We start from the raw sequence: 18,022 nt of genomic DNA on the forward strand, positions 1-18,022 counted from the left end.
TGGACATAAATGTGCTAGTAGTTATTCTAAATTAGCAATCTATTAATAACTTATTGTAGTGTAAACCGACTCAGCTGGTTTGCTTCTCTACAGTGCTTACTCTGCACTCTTATGTAAGCTAATGCACAGTCTATCTTGCATGTTTTTAAGGTGCATTTGAGTCGCATCATAAGAGAAATGTGAATTGGGAATACCATAATGTCGAGAATATTTGCGCATCTTCCTTACAAACCAGAATTCTACTGTTTCCATGGGTAGTATATAGTGATCAAGAAAGTCGCTCATTCTATGAGAGCACCTTAATTCTAAATCATAAATAGTTTTTTGGTTTACTTTATAATCAGTATCAATAGAAGTAGAAGTTATGTCATTTTTCATTGCTGATTTCAGGTTCAAAATAGATACTCTAACATCAGGGTAGTGATGTAGCTCATCTTTACTCAACAGATCATCCACAACATAATTCAATACCATTATACAAATACACAAATAGTCATTTATTGAAATATAATCCTTTCCAGTAAGCGCTTCCCTGATTTTTATACGCTTTATCATCAGAGATTGAATGTAGCTATACCCGTTCAACTTGAAGATGCAGGTTTGAGTAGCTGAAAATTATCCGTAATTCGAGATACCAGCGAGCCTGCAACTTCTGGTAGTGTCACATCGAAAAATTCTTTGATTGCGGAGATAAATTCTCTTTTGGATGAGAAGTAAACATTGTTCCGAGCATGCTCATTCATGACTTTCCAGAGCCGCTCTATCGGATTTAGGTTCGGACTGTAGGGCGGTAAGTAATGAAGCTCAATATTGAGCACTTTTGCTGCATCTTTCACCAACTTGGCTCGATGATAGGCCGCTCCATCTAAGATTAGGTGTACCTTTTGCTCCAGTGGATAGTGCTCTTTCTTTAGTTTCCAAAAAAAGCGAACAATGCTCCCACTATTAATAGTGTCATACGTCTCAGTGACTGTTGCGCCAATGTCTTCCAGTGACAGAGCACCGATTAGATTTAAGCGTGTGCGGCTACCCGTTGTTTCGATGAGTTTGTCCTGACCTTTTCGAATCCAACCATAGCTGAGCTTGGTGGACTGGGTAGGATGAACCGCATCCATAAACAATACAGGGGCTTTGCTCGGCTTCAGGACTTTATTGTAATACTCGACAAAGGCTTGCTGCATTTCTGGGCAGAACTTATGAGGGACACCCTTGGGCTTCTTGTATGAGAACCCATTGTGATGTAACCACTTATTCATACCAGCTACGCTATAGAGAAGACCAAATTCTGCTTCTACATAGGCAACGACTTGATGTGTATGAAAGTAAGTGTTTTCAGCCAAATGCTCAATGAGCTGCATGGTTTGGGCTGCAGAAAGTCGGCTTTGGCTACCACCGTTCTCGGGCTTTAACTTCTCAGACTGGAGATAATCGTTGATATGACGTGCAACCGTAGTTTCTTGAATACGAAGCGCCTGAGAAATCATCGCGTTGCTCCAGCCTTCGGAAGCAAGCAGAACCGCTTTGATACGGTCGCACACTCGACTGTCACGAGTGGAGTCGTGCATCTGTTCGAGTTCTTGTTTCTTCTGTGGAGATAGCGTTATTTTCATGGTTGCGTAGCATGATCCTGTTTTTACGGAAAATCAAGCACCTTCAATGATCACGGGTATATCACCAAACACTATTCTAGATTCAACTGGTTTGCGGCAATCTATACGAGAATACTGGTTTAGGTTTAATTCATAATTGTGTCGGTCTATAGCTTGCGTGAAGAAACCTTCGTTCCCCAGAGCATGGGACATAGAACGTCTTATTGTTTGTATATATGAGACTGATATACCGATGTTTTCACTGTACCTTATCTTTTTTATTTCGTCAGGAAACCGAATTATTACAAAGTCAAAAATACATGCGGCGAATATCGATGAGAAAATTGAACTGAGTAACAGTTCATCCTCAGCTTTACAGAGACTAAGTATCAATAGTGAAAATGACATTATTAATATTGTTATTAGGTTACGCGCTTCTGTACTCCTAATTACAAAGAAAGCAGAAAGCAGAGCGTCAATAACTCCATTCTCTATCTTAGTTCTAAGGATGTATTTACAGTGCAAGTTTACATACTTAGTTGTGAAGTATATGTATACGCTAGAAGGTGGATGAGGTTCAGATTCTAGCAGTTCCCACCAAATAATCTTAAAAGTTAAAATAGATAAAAGCGGTATATACAGATACAAAGACACTTGGATGAAATCAAGCAATAGGAAAAGTACCGCTATATTAACTAACAACAATATTTTTGACATTTATAACAATACATTAGAGATCTGAATGGAGTGCATATTATCAATGTTATTCTTAAAAGTGCTAGTTAATTGTATGCATACGAAAAATCAACTTCCCCCGAACTACAAAGCTGAGCTTTGTGGCGCTCTTTGCAACTCAAACAGTTTACGCTTGTTGCTAGCAGATCCCAGTACAATAACTACTATTCTGGTTCATATAATTTTTAATATGGAAAACTCATATAAATAGGATGCGAATGAGTAAAAGGTCTATCCAACAATGGGGCAGAGGCGTGTTACAAACTTTAAGCTCCCCCGTAATGACAAACTTCAGTAGATAATTAGATTTCGGATAATCACTACTAACTGAGTTTGAAAGGTTTACATTGCGTACCTTGATGATACCTGAGCTTCCAACAAGTGCCCGTAAATGTCCAAATTGAACAGCGTTTGGCATAGTCACTAACTTCTCCAGATTCACTTACAAGAGCAGACTCATACTTTAAAAGCTGTATAGAAGGCTCAAGTTGAATACATTCATACTTTTGAGAATGAACGCGGATATCTGAAGGCTCTTCCAAATCCATCATTTGAATAATGGATGTAAAATCGTAGCTATCTCCTGACTTACCAACTTCAGTAAAACTAGGGTGTATTAAACGATCAAGGTCAGCTTTGTTCTGACGAGTTTGGTATTGATGGAGTTCTATTTCTTGTTCGATCAAAATGTCCATTTTACCTCCTAAACTGATATGGCATATAAGGCCTTTATAATCCATTTAAACCACTTGCAACGTCGTCGCCCCACGCAAGCCAATTAGGTTGCCAAATGGATCTTCGATTTGACACATAAAAAGCCCATTTTCAATTGCCATTGGGCCTCTATACAGTTTTGCACCAAGTTCTTCAAAATGATCCAGTGCTTTATCCAAGTTGTTTACCGACCAATATAAAACTGTCCCGCATTTACCCGAGCCTACTTTTTCGTCTGCTTGCACTATCTCAAGAGAAAAACCGTTTAAATTGAGCACGGTAAAGTCGAAACTAGGATGATAAACAGATTCTGCTGTAGGAAAGGCTTTTTGATACCACTCGATGCCCAATGCGACATTTTGAACATGAATAAGAATCGCTGTTGGAATCATAGTCTTCCTCCTACTACTTACCAATCACTAGTATGGTGTGCCGTTCTTTCTAGAGGGAGTCCATTCACCAGAACTTTCAACAACCCATTTGAAATCATCATCTGGATAATGGGCTTCGTCTTTTGCAACTCGGCTCCCTATAACTATAAATTTAGCTTGTTCGCTACTACGGTTTATTAAATGATGACCATTTTCGACCCTAGCAGGGAAGCCAATACACATTCCTGCAAACAATGTCTGCTCACCGTCATCACTGACTAAACATAGCTCACCACCGAGTACATAAAGAAACTCATCTGACCTTGTGTGCCAATGGCGAAGAGCCGACTGCGCATTCGGTTCTAATACTTCCAGATTCACACCGAACTGAGTGAGCCCAAAAGAATCACCTAAACTTCTGCATTCAGATTGACCAAGGCGAGATTTAAATGGCTCTGGAAATGGGTTAAACGTATCACCTTTTATGCTTAACGCTTGTTTCGCTTTCGTCATTAATTGCCCCTATGCATAACGCTTTTCAGTCGGGATATAGTCATTTGCTTCTGTCCATCTTGCTCAACCTTTTTAAGCAACTCAAGCCATATATGGTGGTTATGTGATTTTTGTACGCACACGAGTGATGGGTTACGAAAAAAACACCTGCACTCTAGGGTTGTTAGTTAGCATATGTATTACAAAATCAACTCACCATTAATTAGTCAATCATCGGTCGTGACACACTTTGGGGCAATAATGTGTTTGCAAGTCCCAAACAAAAAAAGAGCCGCTAAAAAGCGGCTCTTGATTTTCAAACTATTCGAATCCGTTCAGATTACTCTTTACCGAATACGTTGTTCTCTTGCTCTTGTACACGGATGAAAGTCGTACGCTTAGTTAGCTCTTTAAGCTTTGCTGCGCCTACGTATGTACAAGTTGAACGCACACCACCAAGGATGTCAGAAATCGTGTAATGAACAGAACCACGGTATGGAAGTAAAACAGTTTTACCTTCCGCAGCACGGTACTTAGCAACACCACCTGAGTGCTTGTCCATAGCCGACTGAGATGACATGCCGTAGAACTTAACAAAAACAAGCGACATTAGAATCAAATCAACAACTTAGTATAATTTTGATGTACATAAAAACAGTAAGAAGTGGCGATTTATGCCCATAAATAACGCTGTTTTACAATGAATGCCGCCATTTTTGCCGCCACTTTTTGCGAGCGAGTTAATAGCCATCCCTTTAATATGCATTTACACAGCAAATGCATAATAGGTAAATTAATTAGTAACACGTAACCCAAACGCCTTTGCTTGCTGCGTCTGGATAGGTCAAGTTCGGGGGGAACTTGACCGCCCTATTATCAATACGGGCTATGTGCTCGATACTTTTCTAATACTAGCCTTACGTTTTCCCACAGCTCTTCGATGTCTCGATACTCTAGGTAAAAACCGCTATCAATAAACTCAGCACCGCTTGATGAGAACCACGGTTGGGTTTCACCTTTCCCACCTACTCCTAGTTCGAATTTAGCGCAGTACTTTCCGCCTGTTGGTCGAATTTGGAATTTGATGTGATAAGTCCAATGGGTTTCTGATTGACAGCGTTCGTACTTTGCAGGCAACCAGCCAGAATCATAGAAGTTTGGTAATCGACTTGCAGGCAGCTGATATTGAGACGGTGGAAGTATTGACATTGCGCTACGGAGTTGGCTAGCCATTTGGTTGAATGCGTTAATGTAAGCTTCTTTAATGTGTGCCGCTTTAGTACCTGTAAAACCCATAACCAAGAACATGAAGCCATCTTTGGTCATTTCATATGCTTTACGAAGCTGCCCTTTTTTATCTCGATAATCAACCAGCGCAAAATTGCGCCCGTTAAATTCATCTGAACATTCGAGGGATTCAAGCCTCTTTAAAACGTCTTTATGCTGCTTGTTAAATGCCTCGGCGATTTTCAACGAGGTCGTGCGGATCTGCTCGCCTTGGTTAAAGACAAGATCAGATACAGTCAGGGTAAGGGAAGTTGTCGGCATGATGGCCTCCGGAAGTAATTTCGTTAAATCACCACACAAAGGTCTCAATCTTCGGGTGGTGAACTGAACAAGGTTGAGACTACCGCACTTCCGCAACGGCCAGCCGAAGCTGCCTTGCCCAGCCCACCATAATGCTGATAGTACGTTTTGTAAGTAAAACGACCATGTTCAGGTGTGCCGAGGCCGCACATAAAAAAACCAGCAAAATGCTGGCGTCTATGCGCCGGAAGAATAAAGCGGGGTCTCAATCCCGACACTGGATTTTGCCAGTGCAGTTACAGGTTAACTATGTAGAAGATCGGTGTCAAACGTTTAATAGCGTTGCATATCGTGTAGAATAGCCCATCGTTTAAAATGAGTAATTTTCGTGCAAAAATTTGATTCTTTTTCACTTCTTATCGCTATTATTTGTTCATTAGTCTTTTTTGTTTTTGGAGCAGGATTAGCAGCTTTTACAGAATTTGATAGCACCTTTGGTGATTTAGCTACGTGGGTATCCTCTATTGGTACAGTCTCAACATTAGGTTTTGCAATTAGACAAAATCATATCCTGAGAGAAGAACAAAAGAGGGAAACACAAGAGCGAAAAACAGTAGAAAAACAACAACAGGAAGAATTAAGGAGTGAGCGCGAAAAACGAGAAGAGCACGAACGTAAGCAGCAAGATATGTGGGGAAACCAAAATGAAATGCTTACGTTCCAAAAATATGAAGCCCACTTTGAACTTTTTAATAAGTTACTAGACAGAATTGAAACAGAAGAGCGATTCCGGGGTATATACGTATTTCCCGAGCGCACACGCACGTATGCTGCATTATTTCCAAATAATAACCTTTCTCACTGCGAATTCGATTTTTCATCCCAAACAGAGAACCACAACAGCTTACAAACTATAGAATCAATTATGGCTGATGTAGTCAAATATGCGACTGTATTATCAACTGAAAAAGTAGATAAGAAAGATGCTTTGCTGAAGTTCACTGCATGCCTTAGTCTTTGGGCCAATACATTAGGTTCACGATTGAAAGAAAACGATATTCCTGGGAGCTATGGCGTGGGTACTATAGCTGCTTACCGCTTCTTTAACATATCTCGGGGGCTGTCATGTATATTAGCTTTATGTGATATCACCGATGAACTCAGACGTTTTGCTAACATACAACCGCTCACTCAAGATTCTCGAGATGCATTCTGCATATTCATAAAGGAAGACCTTTACATCAACTTATTCTTATTAACAGGTGAAAACACAATATATAACACAAACCTAGGTGCTCTAAACTCCTTAGCCATTTTTTCAAAAGTCTACCAAATTGGAAACGATGCCCACCTACGTATTCAAAACAGTATTGTTGATGGCATACCTCGATTCTTTCCAGATGTAAGCACTGATGTTCTCGAGAAACTTAGTAATAGAGACTATGTTATCCAAAAATATGTGACAACCATAGATAAACTGCAAGCGGTTTTGCCTAAATTGGAAGGTAACAATAAGAAGCCTATTGAGCAGTTAGTCCTAGAGCTTAAAAAGCAACTAGAAACTGATTAACTTATTTGTGTAATTGGGTTGAGCCTTCCCTTCAGTACTGAACTGTCCGAGCCATGACCACTAATATCACTCGCTTGCACTGGTGCTTTAGTTGTTGCCGGGCCAGCTACTACGCCACTATGCGTATGAGTCGCCAATGTGTCGGCCAACTCTTTCACCACCTGCATGAGTTCAGACAGCAAAATCAGCACGTTCTCTTCTTTAGAACCAATCCATGTTCTTGGTGCTTGCAGCCATTGGTGCTCGGCTGCAATGCTTCGGCGAACTTTGCCAATCGTCTCCACTAATTCGCCTGCGGTAGCTGTCTGCATGTTTCCTAAACTGCCTAGCACGATGTCATCACCTGCAATTAGGTTTATTGCGCCTAATGCTTCAATCAGCTTTTTGCCGACTACTTCTTCAATGCTGTGCTCATCAACCAAGATATGCTGCTGACCAAATTCACCACGATAGCGTTCCACTTGGTCCAGCTTTTCAAATGCTATTTGGCTTTGCGTTTGGTCGGTTTGCTGGGTGGTGTTTCCTGCAGCATCAATTCGGTTGCTTACCTCTTCACGTTGCTGCTGCAGTTGTTCCCCCGGCTCTATTGACGGCAACGCATATTCACGGCCATAAATACCACGGATGATAGGTCTGTCATTGCGACCATAGGCGAAGGCGATTTCGACAAGAGTTCCCTCAAGTGGGTAAGCCATCAAGCCGGATTCATGACCACTCATGTGAACGGGCAATGGGATAGAGCGATAAACAGGCACGTTAATATCTGGATTTAAGTCTTCATCTAACACCTGAACATCTACCGCATACCTTGGGCGAAATGGGTCTGTGACCTGCCCTGTTGTTGCGGTGTCTCTTACCGCCTCAACACGGCCAAACTTAGGCAAATGAAATCCCGCCGCCAACTCAGGGAAGTTCTGCAGCGTTTCACGTTTCTTTGGTGGAACTTCGGATTGCTCAGCCTTCCAATATGCGGTCATTTCGTCTTGAATTAAATCAACTCGATTGACGCGCTTATCGTTCATGGCTCTACCCGGCCTAAGCATTGGGAATGGAATAAAAGTGACACTGTTACCACTTTGACGACTGGTGAACTCTTCTGGTAGTGCCATCGGTTTGTTGTGGAAGTGACTATCTTGATACGAACCGAAGTAAACCACCTGATCAGTATGTTGAAACCAAACACAATCAGGAATAGAGAACGCCTTGGCGACTTGTTCTAAACATTGATAGCCCGTTCCCTGGCTAACAAAGTTTGGAATGGTGGTTTTGATGTAATCCGCATCAGGCAAGTTGAACTCAAGCCCTGTTAAACCTGAAAGGGTGTCGAACACCTGCTCTGCGGTTGGATGCTCTAAGCTGACAGCCCAACGTTTAGACAAAATACCCGTTAGCTCTTTGACCGTGAGCTTGTGGTAGCCGTTAGCCGCAGGTTGAACTTTGTCGATATACCCTTCAAACCAAGGGGCGGTTTTGTTCTCATAACCAATATCAAAACGTACAGACGTAAACAGCTCTGGCTTTGCCTTGGTTTCAACTTCGAAGATAGCAACACTGCCTAAAGATAGTTTTAGGCTCACCATGTTGCTCACTAGTTTGACTTCGTCACCACTGATAAACAGGCGTTTCTCTAGCTTCATTTCGTTGCTTCCTCTGCGTTATTCAGTGCCTGTTTTAGTCGTGTGTTTTCTCGTTGCTCTGGTTTAGTCTGTTCTTTGGCTCGTTGCTCTTTTTGCTCTGCGACACTATTGTGCTCTCGCAACTCAAAAGAGACGTTCCAAGCCTGCAGGGTTTCATGCTCTCTCGCATTGATACGGCCAGTGAATTTCACGTTGCGAATCTTGAGTGCTAGCGCGATGTCACTACCTATTCGATAAACGCGGCGAGTGTTGGTTTCATCTTTATCTGAAGCAAACGAGTACAACTGAGTAAGTGTATCTATACGAGTGAAAGGAATACGGCCACTAAAGGTCAGTTTCTTGCCTTTGTCGCCTTGCTCAGCCGTATCGGTACCCGATGATTGGCCGCTCATGTCCTGGTCTTTTAACTCCAATGACATTTCAACTTTCATCGAGTCTAAGTTAACCGGCATACCGTTGAGAGCTAACATAACTTGCCTCCTAACAGAGCTTTATCTAACAAAGCAGTTCTTCAAAGAACGTCATTGGTTCATGGCTAAGTAATAGACTCGCCACGGTGAATTGATGATTGTTTGGTGCTCCCGCTTGACCAATCTGCATTGCGATGCTTTCAGCACTACCAGTAACAGACAAAGCGTAAACACTACCTTTTAGGTTTTTCAGTGCATTTATCTGGGCTTTGACATCACCCAACCTAGTAGCTCTCTTTGCTGCTAGTGCCTGCAACTTACCGATCACATGGTTTGCGTCATCAGCTAACGATTCCAATGTAGCGATTTGAGCCCCTTGCCAATGCAAAGCACCCTGCAATGGATTGGCGTTGAGTTTCGCCATGGGTTTAAAGCGAGGTTGCGCGATTGCTGCAGGTTGGTGAAGCTTATCGGTTTCGTTGGTCACTAGTGCTTGAGTTTGCCTAGCCACCTGACACCAATCTGGTAAAGGAAACACGGAAACAAGATCCGCCAACTGATTAGCGAACTGCGCCAACTGCGAAGCGGTCACCATAAGCACAATACAATGAAGATTACCGCCCTCTATTTTAAGTAAAGGTCGGTACTTATCAGCATGATCACGGAGCTTTCCAGATAACACTTTGACTGCCGCCTGTGGGTTTAGGTAACAACCCGAATCCAGCTTGGTACCAACTTGAAACTGGTAAGGTGTGGCGGTTAGTACAGTGCCCGTTCTTAACAAAGATTCAAGGTCACCACGCAACCCAATTATCGCATTTGCATCTTCACTTAAAGAGTGACGCCCATAGCTGGCGTCACTTTCAAGGTTAGTTAAGCGGCTAACTGCTTCATTCATCTTTGTGCCGACTTGGTCTGTTATCTGCTCGGCACTGGTTTGAATTGCTTGTGAACTGCGAGGCCAACTAAGTGGGGATTGTTTCCACATACGGCTTATACCTCGGAAGAACGCTCTGGCGGAGTCGGCCAAGGGTGTTCGGCTTGGATTTTCTTTTTTGCTTCTCTAGCTTGGCGTTTGAGGGCATTAGCTTCATCGTTGTAACCATCATCAGCCTTATCGATAGCTTCAGACTTTAAAGGGTCACAAATTTGGCTGTATAGACCTCGGCGAACGTCATCGACGTGGTTATATTCAGCAATGTATTTGTTGCTTTGGTTGGTTACCCAAACGCCGTTAATCCATTCGTCAAATTGGGTTGACGGTTTTTCTTGCGTCCAAGCATCATCAATTGGGCCAAGTTCTCGGATAGTCTGGATTCTAGTGCAATCTGATTCATCATAAATCGTAGTACCTCTATGGTCTTCGATATATTTAGAATTAATCGCCTTGCCAGATTCATCAAAAACCGCAACCACAGCAAAACCTTGCTTTGTGGGTAATGGCTCAGACTCCAAGGCATCTTTCGGTATGTGATACATACCACCGCGATATTCAGCTTTTACTGGGTTTAGTACTTCTTGAGTTTTATTATCTATTGGATAGTAAATCTTATCTTTCATATTAACCGAAACCTTAAATTGCTATAGCCATTGGTCGTGCAATATTTCGTGGTCGTGTCACACCTCCATGTGAAGGCCATAAAGTATCGCCTCTACCGTAATTAGTATGAGTTGAGTAGATTTGTTTTACGCCACCATAATTTTGACCATTAAAATCATCCCAACCCAATAAGCCTTTGTCATGATATGTATTTTCTACTGCAGCGATGTTACCGTTTTGAATATCATCGCCAGATATAAAACTACCCTTTTGAAAGCTATTAATGGCTCGATTTGAATCAATCCCCCTACCTTGATCTAACACCCGTAAGAACTCACCACGAATTTCACCCGTATTAATTGTGCCACCGTTGGTTAAATGCGGATAACGACGAGCTAGACGCCAGTACACAGTAATAGGTAAATCAACATTGATTTCCATTACAGCCCATTCTGGCGCAGATGTATGCAGCCAAGTAAACGGCATACCGACCTGATCGCCGGTGTATGGCACCCAGTAGAACGGCTTAGTGTTATCTGACCATCCTACGTGGCGATTAGATTCCAACAGTGGAGACTTACCCGCTAATGACTCAACATTGGAATACCATTGCCAATAAGTTAATTCACCTGTCGGTTGGTCTCTGGTGTAGCAAATCTCGCCCGTTGTATAAACTCGCTCTGGGGTATACGGCATAAACTGTGATACCAGCTCATGCTCAGCCAAACCACCTTTAACCCTCCAATCAACCACCGAGCCATCGGCATTGATTCCAGCCAGTTTAGCGACATAGTGCTGCTCACCGTTTCCGTCGACATAATCGGTTAGCTCGGTTTCAGAAACTGCGATTGTTACTTTGTTTTCCCATACTGAAAGCGCAGCACCTTGGCGAACGACATCCACGTATAAACCGTTGGGGTTAGTGGTGATGGTTTGCAGCACTTCTCCCGATAACACACCACGTAAACCACCGACATAAACAACACCTGGAGTCACTTTGTACTTGTTCGGGTCAGCTTGTTGGGTCACGTCGAACCCATCCACAAAAGCCGTATGACCATAGTTATCTAAGCAGGCCAAACGGTGGTCTTCTTCGATGCCTTTCAAACGTGCTTGATAGTCAATCTGCCACGTCGAAGCATCAATGGTAATTCCAGCGATTTGCGCGGCTCCGTCATAGGCTTGCACCAATGACTTTGTACTAGCCATACCGTTTTCTTTGGTTTCTTCGGCTTTGTGCACCACCATTCCGCAAGAACTAGGCACATTCTTGTCACGTAGATAAATCGCGTTAAAGGTGAACTCTGCAACGGTACCGGGGATCACAACTGAATATGCCAGTGCGTTGTCACCAAGTTTGCCCACTTGGTCGATGTCTTGTTGGTGAACCCATAGCGAAACATCAGGCAAACCATTTCCACGGTTAATTGGCTGGCTTGGGTCTAACCCCGGAATGTGCGCAAAAATCATTTCGTTCATGTCAGGAGCATTACCGACACTGATCTGATTTTGCAGGTAACGCTCAAATTCGAGCGGGATTGCCGTTTGGCTCATTGGGTACCTCCTCGATACCGATAAAAGGTCGCAACCTAAAGGCTGGCAATAAAGACTTGTTGTTGATGTTCAACTGGCTGTGGTTTCACATTCATTTCAACGGCTTGTTTAGTCTCTGCTAAAAACAGGCTGAAATTGTGTGAGAACTCACCACTGGCAACGGTTAAGGTTGTCGGGAACGTCACTTGAAAGCGGTAACGGCGACATGTCCGCCCATACTGTTCAATCAGTGTTTGAACCAACTTGGTGTTATTGGAAATATCACCGTCTGTTAGCTCAATAGTGCAAACATCCCACTGCACTGCATCTTCACGTTCTTTAAACGCTACGATACCAATGCCCAACCTTTCAAAAATTCGCTTAAACCCTGCAACGCTGCCTGCGTCTTTGGCATTCACGGCCGCGTATTTCACTCGCTTTCGAAACAGCGAAAGCGGCTCACCCTCAAAGCGTTTGATGTCTCTATCCCACGCCATTAGCTCCAAGGTGTTTTCGCTGCATGTCAGCGAATCCATTTGGCGAAGCGGGAACAGTAGCCAACCCCAAACCATTTGGAAGAATGCGAACACGCCTTTTGATAGAAAGTGCGGCTCTTTGATTTCTTCCGACGTGGTGCTTCCGTCTTGCCACCATGGAACTACCGTTTCCGGTAACTTTGGTGCATGTTGCTCTTGGTTATCGCTTTGAGGTTCAGACATGGCTTACGACCTTACCATTAGCGTTTTCAAACGTGGTTGCTCTAGGTCGCTGATAATGTCCTCTTGAACCTTCCCGCCTACGGTGAACTTTACCGATTCGACCTGCGCCATATTGGTGTGAATATCAGTACCAAGCAGAGAAAGGCTAAAGCGGCTTTCTGGTTTGGCGCGGGTCATTTCTGGATAAGCTGCCGTCTCACGAAATGCTGCCCTGATACGGTCTTCGACTTCCAGCAGCTCGTTAACTTTGTTTGCTTCGTCTAAGTTGGCCACCAAAACAACATCGGCGATCACATCGTGCTCAGTATCTGGAATAGCCTTACAAGTCAGCACATCACCATGACCGTGATGCCCTTTAGCCATAATGTGGTCATTTAACTGGTCAAGAACGGGCTGCGGTGTTGCTCCGACTTCCATCAAGATCAACGCTTCTGCAGTGCCCGGCGTCACTTCACCTGTATTGTTGAAATAGATGTTGTCGCTACGAATCCCGGCAACACTGGAAATAATAGAGCGGTAAACATCATCAATATGCCACTCACCTGAACTGGTGAAAGCGTTCTGAATACGCAGTGCCAGTTCTTCATTGCTTTCAGCATCTGCGCCTAATTGGGTTATCCAGTCAGGTTCGTTAACCGCATCGACAATGCCAGGGATCTCTTCTGGAATGATATTGAAGTAACCGGCAGGTAAATTAAAAGCTGCGCCAGCTTCGAATGCTTCAACCAATACTTTGCCCGTTAGCTGACCAGCTTCAATCACGGTTTCAGCAAGCACTCGAACTTTATATACCACACCATCAATCGGCAGGGTTTGCACCACCTTACCCGCATCTATCGTTACGGCATCAGCCGCGTTCGCCTTGGTTAATGTGATATTGCCTTGTGTTTTCTCAGCGTCTTTCGGCTCGATGTCATGATCCCAAGCTTTCAATTCCAAGGCCCAACGTTCTGCAGTCGCCACAAACATATTCGGCATGACGTGTTCTGCTAATAGTGTTCTGATTAGCCATACACATGGAGTAACCACGGCTGCGCGAACCCATCGCCAAAACGGTGACATTTCAGAGTCGTTAGACACCTTGCTGCCAGCGCCTACCACTTCTAGTTTTAGTTTGGCCTCGAATTCATCTTCGGTAACCGGTACACCCGACTCACTTAAAATCTTGATAAAGTTTGCACTTGGTCGTTTGCTCATGCCCCGTTACCTCCTACAGAAAGTTCTAGATCACCATATTCATAAGCGGTTGCGGTTAAGGTGATGTCACCCGCTTCTAATTCTGTTGCGGTGGCAGTGCCAGGAACGACTCTGACATCACGCTCGGCTAGCTGCTCTATCTGCACCATTACATCACTGCGCAAGGCTGGGTTACGCTCTGCCACCAATTGACGCGCCAAACCTGACTCCATAATGGCGTGTTTGATATCTTGCGCGATACTGTATAAATCGCTGCACTCGGCAGGCTGTTGGCCCGCGTCCATATCCCAACCACCATCAATTACTTTGATGTCGATGTATTTTTTGCTTTCTGACAAATCGCTATCCGGCATTGAGTTCATCCCATTCAGCTAATTGGTCCGGTGTAACCCCGTTCGGCGCAGTAATGTAAACGTCACCGTATGAAGTCATGTTGCTACCTTGCGGTTTATGTGTAGTCGTGACGTTCTGAACCATATTAGGCGGAAGCGTTGGCATTGTGCCTGGCTGTTTATAGTCAGCAATGCTGCCACCGTTAGACGGCGGTATTTCTTGCGTATCAGACACCAGTGACGGATTGTTTGCCATATCAACAGCGGGATGAGGCTCTGAATTTACAAATGCAATTTCAGGAGCGTCGAACGGCACCGCCTCAATTGACTTAGGTGCATGGCGCTCAGCTTCCACTGCGGCGCTTACCTCCGGTGTTTCGATCTTGCTACCCAGCTCAATATCAACACCAGGGATCATATTGAGCAAATCAACAAGCCCCTCAATTGCTCCTGCTATCACATCAAACCAAGAAGCGTCTTTGAATGCGGCGGTTAAGTCGTCCCACCAATAAATTGCCGCTGTAAGTCCACCAATGAGTAGCGCAATACCCGCCACCACCCAAGTGATTGGGTTCGCCCATAACGCTGCGTTGAACAACCAAGCGGCGGCAGTGCTTGCCATCGCACTGATACGCAGTAACTTCATGATGCCGTTTAAGCTAGCCAATGTGACAGCCCAACCTGCAGACATCATTTGTCCGATTCCCATTGCGAGTGACAGTGTTGCCACCACACCACCAAGGGATAAACCTGCAATAGCGACATAGCCCAAAATTTCGGCCAGAAAAGGAAACTCGTCGGCCCAACCGACAACCATCATCAACCCGTCAGCCATCGAACCAACAACTGCATTGATAGATGGAAGAATGGCACCAAACACGGCTGCGCGAACGGCAAACCACACGGCTTGCAAGCGTTCCCATTGGTCGGTCATGTCACTTGCCATTTGTTCAGCTTTTGACATGCCCTGTACTTGGCCAAGTGTTTCAATGCTCCCTGCTAACCCTTCGGTATCAGCCATGAGTAACTTGATCATTGCTGTGGCTTCTTTTGTGCCAAACGCTTTATCCAGCTCTGCCGATTCCGCTACGCTAAGCGTATCGCCATACTGACCTTTGAGCTTTTCAAGGATATCCAGCATTGGAAGCATATTGCCGTGACTATCCGTAAAACTGAGCCCTAGTTCATCTTGGGCCTTTGCTACCCCACCCAAGAAAGCGCGATACTTAGTACCCGCTTCGCTGCCACTCATTGTTGCTTGTAACTTACCAAGAATCGCCATTTGCTCTTCCATGGCAATACCAGCCGCCGTTGCATTCGCTCCAACACTGGTAAAAGCACTACTCATGCCTGCGCCCGTAGTCTTGAACATCTCAACAGATTGAGCGGTCATGCCTGCGACTTGCTTAGACCAAATCCCAGTTCCCATTTCATCGGCACTATCTTTAAATATGCCGTACATAGTGCCCATATAATTGGTAATGGTGGCCGTGTCTGCTTTGGTTGCGGCCGCAAGTACTGCTGAGCTTTTGGTTATGTCTGAAAGCTCAGCACCGCGAATATCACCAAATGCCGATTTAATATCGTATGAGGCACCGACAATATCTGTCGCTGACTTACCATATTGAACCGATGTCCAGAGTGCCGTTTTTGAAAGCTGGGTAAGATCCTCATCCAGTACGCCCAGTGATTTCACTTCGCCTAACTTTCTGTCCATTTCAATCGCAGGCATCAACGCGTTTTGAATAGCAAAGCCAGTTGCAACCAAACCCGCGCCACCTGTCGCCATGTTCTGCATGCCTTGCTTGCCTGCTTCCATGGAAGATTGCACTTGTTTGGTAATGCCTTGCAGTGGCTTGGTTATTTGATCAACCAGTGCCACGTGCATCAATAGCTTTTCCATACTCATTGCGTAATGCTTACCCGCTCTTTACTTCTACTATTTACTGAACAATCGGCTGATTGCGCTCATCACGGCTCGTTCGCTCCGTTCAAACTGGTTTTTATCGAGCCAGACGGCACGACTTAAACTTTGTTCATCGTCGAGCTCATTGGGTAGAAAATGACGACGCAGGGCAAAGGCTTGTTCAAGTGGGTTATCTTCAATCCGCTTTGCCCTGTCGGTTATTTTTTTAGTGAGATTTCAATCCCACCTTTAGAGGCATTACTCACCGTTGCAAATAGCTCGATGGTTAAACCAGGCACGTTATCAAGCAATGCGATCAGCGCGTCTTTCTGATCCTGTTTTACCGTGCGAGTCAAATACGTGTATGCAGGCGCCACTTTGTTGTTTGGCATCATGTCATTGGTATGGTTGTTCGCGTCTTGCACCGTTGGTGTGAACTCAAAATCAGTACCACCGATTACGACTACTACAGGTTTTGATGTGAAAGTTGGTTTAGTCATGCTGCGTCTCTTCCTTTCAATAAGTTGTAAATTCGATCAAAGCCCGATGCCATATTGCGCTCCATTCGGTCGCCCAACTCTTTTACATCGTCTTTGGTTGCGTAAGTTTCAGCTACGTGGGTTTTATGTTCAGCCAAATCTTTAGAAACAGCTGTTAATCGGGTGATCACCGCACCCACGACTACGGCAATCAACATTCCTACTGCTGCAAGTGCAGCTAGCCAGTCCGCCATCTAGCCCCCTCTAATCGCCGTTTTCAGGGTATGAATTGCGCCCAATGGTGTATTGCCCATAGACACTTGCTTGTCTTGTGAACGTTTGTGAATGTTGATACCAAGAACTGTCAGCCCAATACCAAACAGAGGCGTCATAGCTACCACGCTATTCACTACAGTGGCGGCTTGCTCTGGATGAAACATCATGACGACAGCTAGGCTCAAAAACAGCAATACCCAAGCAGCGCACATCGAGTAACCCCAAGTCGGACGCCAGCGACGCACATAAGGATCATTACTAGCAAGCTCAGCCTGCATCGTTGCGTGTTGTTGAGTGAGGGCTAACTTGCGTTCTTCGCTCTCGAGCTTTGCGTGCTCAAATGCCAAGTGTTTCAGCTCTACTTCATGAAGCGCTTCTAACTGTTTTAGTTTCAAAATGGCTTCTGGATTTGCTGCCAGTTCTTTCTCTATTGCCTGCTGCGTATTTTCGACACCGAGTGCGCTAGACACCAAGCCGCCCACTGCCGTACCGACAGGCCCGCCAATCAACGTTCCAATCAATGGAGCAGAACTGCCGATCAACGATTTAACCTTGTCCCACATAATCAGTCCTTAATAATGGTGAGTTGCGCAGTTTCGCCAGCTAACTCTGCCATGAGCACATTGAATGCTGCCGTGGAATTCACAACGGCCCACTCACCATTAACAAAACCAAAATCAACGCCTGGAGCTAAACATCCTTGCAACTCTTTAGGTGAGTTAGCCTTGTGGATTAGAATATGTGTGCGCAGACTTGGCCCCTGTCGAGTCACACCCAAAGTGCCCGCTTCTAAGGCATAGCATTCACCAAATCGTGAGGACTCATGAGGGAACAAGCTATATGTACCTTCAACAATGCAAGATTCGCTTGGCTTGTTATTCAACATTGGTCGTTCAACAACACAACACACTTTGCTGCCATCTTCACGATGCAGAGTCGAATACGTTCCGTGTTCAAAGTAGCGGCGTTTCATCAATAATTTTTTCATTGGGAAA

Annotated in this window: 20 protein-coding genes and 1 pseudogene; 1 reads left to right on the plus strand and 20 read right to left on the minus strand. The window is 44.5% G+C overall.

Annotated elements, in window-relative coordinates:
* Nucleotides 1-581 precede the first annotated feature (581 nt).
* The 6 genes and pseudogenes from K08M4_RS19860 to K08M4_RS19890 form a co-directional block, all read right to left on the minus strand.
* On the minus strand, nt 582-1,610 hold the full coding sequence (locus tag K08M4_RS19860; protein WP_086051164.1) for an IS630 family transposase: 1,029 nt from the start codon (nt 1,608-1,610) through the stop codon (nt 582-584).
* A gap of 1,037 nt (nt 1,611-2,647) precedes the next feature.
* Entirely contained in the window at nt 2,648-3,019 is a 372-nt protein-coding gene (locus tag K08M4_RS19870) for a nuclear transport factor 2 family protein (protein ID WP_017097735.1), read from the minus strand.
* A 45-nt stretch (nt 3,020-3,064) separates the two neighbouring features.
* Nucleotides 3,065-3,430, minus strand: coding sequence for a VOC family protein (locus K08M4_RS19875; protein WP_017097734.1), 366 nt, complete (start codon nt 3,428-3,430; stop codon nt 3,065-3,067).
* Between the two features lie 27 nt (nt 3,431-3,457).
* Nucleotides 3,458-3,922 carry a cupin domain-containing protein gene (locus K08M4_RS19880; protein WP_017097733.1) on the minus strand — a complete coding sequence of 155 codons (465 nt, stop codon included), beginning with the start codon at nt 3,920-3,922 and terminating at the stop codon, nt 3,458-3,460.
* A 319-nt stretch (nt 3,923-4,241) separates the two neighbouring features.
* Nucleotides 4,242-4,499: pseudogene (locus K08M4_RS19885) on the minus strand (IMP dehydrogenase); the annotation flags it as partial.
* A 278-nt stretch (nt 4,500-4,777) separates the two neighbouring features.
* Complete coding sequence (locus tag K08M4_RS19890) at nt 4,778-5,449, minus strand: Rha family transcriptional regulator (RefSeq protein WP_086051166.1); 672 nt, start codon at nt 5,447-5,449, stop codon at nt 4,778-4,780.
* 367 nt (nt 5,450-5,816) lie between these two features.
* On the opposite strand from K08M4_RS19890, the gene K08M4_RS19895 reads away from it, so the two are divergent.
* Nucleotides 5,817-6,998 (plus strand): hypothetical protein, encoded by a 1,182-nt coding sequence (locus tag K08M4_RS19895; RefSeq protein ID WP_086051167.1) that lies wholly within the window; start codon nt 5,817-5,819, stop codon nt 6,996-6,998.
* On the opposite strand, the gene K08M4_RS19900 is transcribed toward K08M4_RS19895, so the two are convergent.
* Genes K08M4_RS19900 through K08M4_RS19960 form a run of 14 tightly spaced genes read right to left on the minus strand, consistent with a single transcriptional unit; the run spans nt 6,995 to nt 18,015 of the window.
* A complete protein-coding gene (locus K08M4_RS19900; protein WP_086051168.1) occupies nt 6,995-8,635 on the minus strand; it encodes a hypothetical protein in 1,641 nt (546 codons plus the stop codon). The two genes, K08M4_RS19895 and K08M4_RS19900, sit on opposite strands and share 4 nt — an antisense overlap.
* Nucleotides 8,632-9,105 (minus strand): baseplate complex protein, encoded by a 474-nt coding sequence (locus K08M4_RS19905; protein WP_086051169.1) that lies wholly within the window; start codon nt 9,103-9,105, stop codon nt 8,632-8,634. Before K08M4_RS19905 ends, K08M4_RS19900 begins: the two co-directional genes overlap by 4 nt.
* A gap of 25 nt (nt 9,106-9,130) precedes the next feature.
* On the minus strand, nt 9,131-10,033 hold the full coding sequence (locus K08M4_RS19910) for a hypothetical protein (RefSeq protein ID WP_086051170.1): 903 nt from the start codon (nt 10,031-10,033) through the stop codon (nt 9,131-9,133).
* Between the two features lie 5 nt (nt 10,034-10,038).
* Nucleotides 10,039-10,605 carry a hypothetical protein gene (locus K08M4_RS19915; protein ID WP_086051171.1) on the minus strand — a complete coding sequence of 189 codons (567 nt, stop codon included), beginning with the start codon at nt 10,603-10,605 and terminating at the stop codon, nt 10,039-10,041.
* A gap of 13 nt (nt 10,606-10,618) precedes the next feature.
* A complete protein-coding gene (locus K08M4_RS19920; RefSeq protein WP_086051172.1) occupies nt 10,619-12,139 on the minus strand; it encodes a phage tail-collar fiber domain-containing protein in 1,521 nt (506 codons plus the stop codon).
* 35 nt (nt 12,140-12,174) lie between these two features.
* Nucleotides 12,175-12,837: a phage tail protein gene (locus K08M4_RS19925; RefSeq protein ID WP_086051173.1), complete on the minus strand. Its 663-nt coding sequence runs from the start codon at nt 12,835-12,837 to the stop codon at nt 12,175-12,177.
* Between the two features lie 3 nt (nt 12,838-12,840).
* Nucleotides 12,841-14,034 (minus strand): baseplate J/gp47 family protein, encoded by a 1,194-nt coding sequence (locus K08M4_RS19930; protein ID WP_086051174.1) that lies wholly within the window; start codon nt 14,032-14,034, stop codon nt 12,841-12,843.
* Nucleotides 14,031-14,396, minus strand: coding sequence for a DUF2590 family protein (locus K08M4_RS19935; protein WP_086051175.1), 366 nt, complete (start codon nt 14,394-14,396; stop codon nt 14,031-14,033). The genes K08M4_RS19930 and K08M4_RS19935 overlap by 4 nt, the downstream gene beginning before the upstream one ends.
* Nucleotides 14,377-16,275 (minus strand): phage tail tape measure protein, encoded by a 1,899-nt coding sequence (locus tag K08M4_RS19940; protein ID WP_086051176.1) that lies wholly within the window; start codon nt 16,273-16,275, stop codon nt 14,377-14,379. Before K08M4_RS19940 ends, K08M4_RS19935 begins: the two co-directional genes overlap by 20 nt.
* A gap of 30 nt (nt 16,276-16,305) precedes the next feature.
* Nucleotides 16,306-16,494: a DUF6890 family protein gene (locus K08M4_RS22565; protein ID WP_372156481.1), complete on the minus strand. Its 189-nt coding sequence runs from the start codon at nt 16,492-16,494 to the stop codon at nt 16,306-16,308.
* Nucleotides 16,491-16,772: a putative phage tail assembly chaperone gene (locus K08M4_RS19945; protein WP_086051177.1), complete on the minus strand. Its 282-nt coding sequence runs from the start codon at nt 16,770-16,772 to the stop codon at nt 16,491-16,493. Before K08M4_RS19945 ends, K08M4_RS22565 begins: the two co-directional genes overlap by 4 nt.
* On the minus strand, nt 16,769-17,005 hold the full coding sequence (locus K08M4_RS19950) for a hypothetical protein (protein ID WP_063522084.1): 237 nt from the start codon (nt 17,003-17,005) through the stop codon (nt 16,769-16,771). Before K08M4_RS19950 ends, K08M4_RS19945 begins: the two co-directional genes overlap by 4 nt.
* Complete coding sequence (locus tag K08M4_RS19955; protein ID WP_086051178.1) at nt 17,006-17,590, minus strand: 3TM-type holin; 585 nt, start codon at nt 17,588-17,590, stop codon at nt 17,006-17,008.
* A gap of 2 nt (nt 17,591-17,592) precedes the next feature.
* A complete protein-coding gene (locus K08M4_RS19960; protein WP_086051179.1) occupies nt 17,593-18,015 on the minus strand; it encodes a DUF5675 family protein in 423 nt (140 codons plus the stop codon).
* Between the last annotated feature and the right edge of the window lie 7 nt (nt 18,016-18,022).

The organism is Vibrio syngnathi, assembly GCF_002119525.1.
GTDB lineage: Bacteria > Pseudomonadota > Gammaproteobacteria > Enterobacterales > Vibrionaceae > Vibrio > Vibrio syngnathi.

What these genes read in the sequence shown, in the direction of transcription:
- K08M4_RS19860 (WP_086051164.1), bottom strand. Translation starts at nt 1,610, where the DNA reads ATGAAAATAACGCTATCTCCACAGAAGAAACAAGAACTCGAACAGATG.
- K08M4_RS19870 (WP_017097735.1), bottom strand. Translation starts at nt 3,019, where the DNA reads ATGGACATTTTGATCGAACAAGAAATAGAACTCCATCAATACCAAACT.
- K08M4_RS19875 (WP_017097734.1), bottom strand. Translation starts at nt 3,430, where the DNA reads ATGATTCCAACAGCGATTCTTATTCATGTTCAAAATGTCGCATTGGGC.
- K08M4_RS19880 (WP_017097733.1), bottom strand. Translation starts at nt 3,922, where the DNA reads ATGACGAAAGCGAAACAAGCGTTAAGCATAAAAGGTGATACGTTTAAC.
- K08M4_RS19890 (WP_086051166.1), bottom strand. Translation starts at nt 5,449, where the DNA reads ATGCCGACAACTTCCCTTACCCTGACTGTATCTGATCTTGTCTTTAAC.
- K08M4_RS19900 (WP_086051168.1), bottom strand. Translation starts at nt 8,635, where the DNA reads ATGAAGCTAGAGAAACGCCTGTTTATCAGTGGTGACGAAGTCAAACTA.
- K08M4_RS19905 (WP_086051169.1), bottom strand. Translation starts at nt 9,105, where the DNA reads ATGTTAGCTCTCAACGGTATGCCGGTTAACTTAGACTCGATGAAAGTT.
- K08M4_RS19910 (WP_086051170.1), bottom strand. Translation starts at nt 10,033, where the DNA reads ATGTGGAAACAATCCCCACTTAGTTGGCCTCGCAGTTCACAAGCAATT.
- K08M4_RS19915 (WP_086051171.1), bottom strand. Translation starts at nt 10,605, where the DNA reads ATGAAAGATAAGATTTACTATCCAATAGATAATAAAACTCAAGAAGTA.
- K08M4_RS19920 (WP_086051172.1), bottom strand. Translation starts at nt 12,139, where the DNA reads ATGAGCCAAACGGCAATCCCGCTCGAATTTGAGCGTTACCTGCAAAAT.
- K08M4_RS19925 (WP_086051173.1), bottom strand. Translation starts at nt 12,837, where the DNA reads ATGTCTGAACCTCAAAGCGATAACCAAGAGCAACATGCACCAAAGTTA.
- K08M4_RS19930 (WP_086051174.1), bottom strand. Translation starts at nt 14,034, where the DNA reads ATGAGCAAACGACCAAGTGCAAACTTTATCAAGATTTTAAGTGAGTCG.
- K08M4_RS19935 (WP_086051175.1), bottom strand. Translation starts at nt 14,396, where the DNA reads ATGAACTCAATGCCGGATAGCGATTTGTCAGAAAGCAAAAAATACATC.
- K08M4_RS19940 (WP_086051176.1), bottom strand. Translation starts at nt 16,275, where the DNA reads ATGAGTATGGAAAAGCTATTGATGCACGTGGCACTGGTTGATCAAATA.
- K08M4_RS19945 (WP_086051177.1), bottom strand. Translation starts at nt 16,772, where the DNA reads ATGACTAAACCAACTTTCACATCAAAACCTGTAGTAGTCGTAATCGGT.
- K08M4_RS19950 (WP_063522084.1), bottom strand. Translation starts at nt 17,005, where the DNA reads ATGGCGGACTGGCTAGCTGCACTTGCAGCAGTAGGAATGTTGATTGCC.
- K08M4_RS19955 (WP_086051178.1), bottom strand. Translation starts at nt 17,590, where the DNA reads ATGTGGGACAAGGTTAAATCGTTGATCGGCAGTTCTGCTCCATTGATT.
- K08M4_RS19960 (WP_086051179.1), bottom strand. Translation starts at nt 18,015, where the DNA reads ATGAAAAAATTATTGATGAAACGCCGCTACTTTGAACACGGAACGTAT.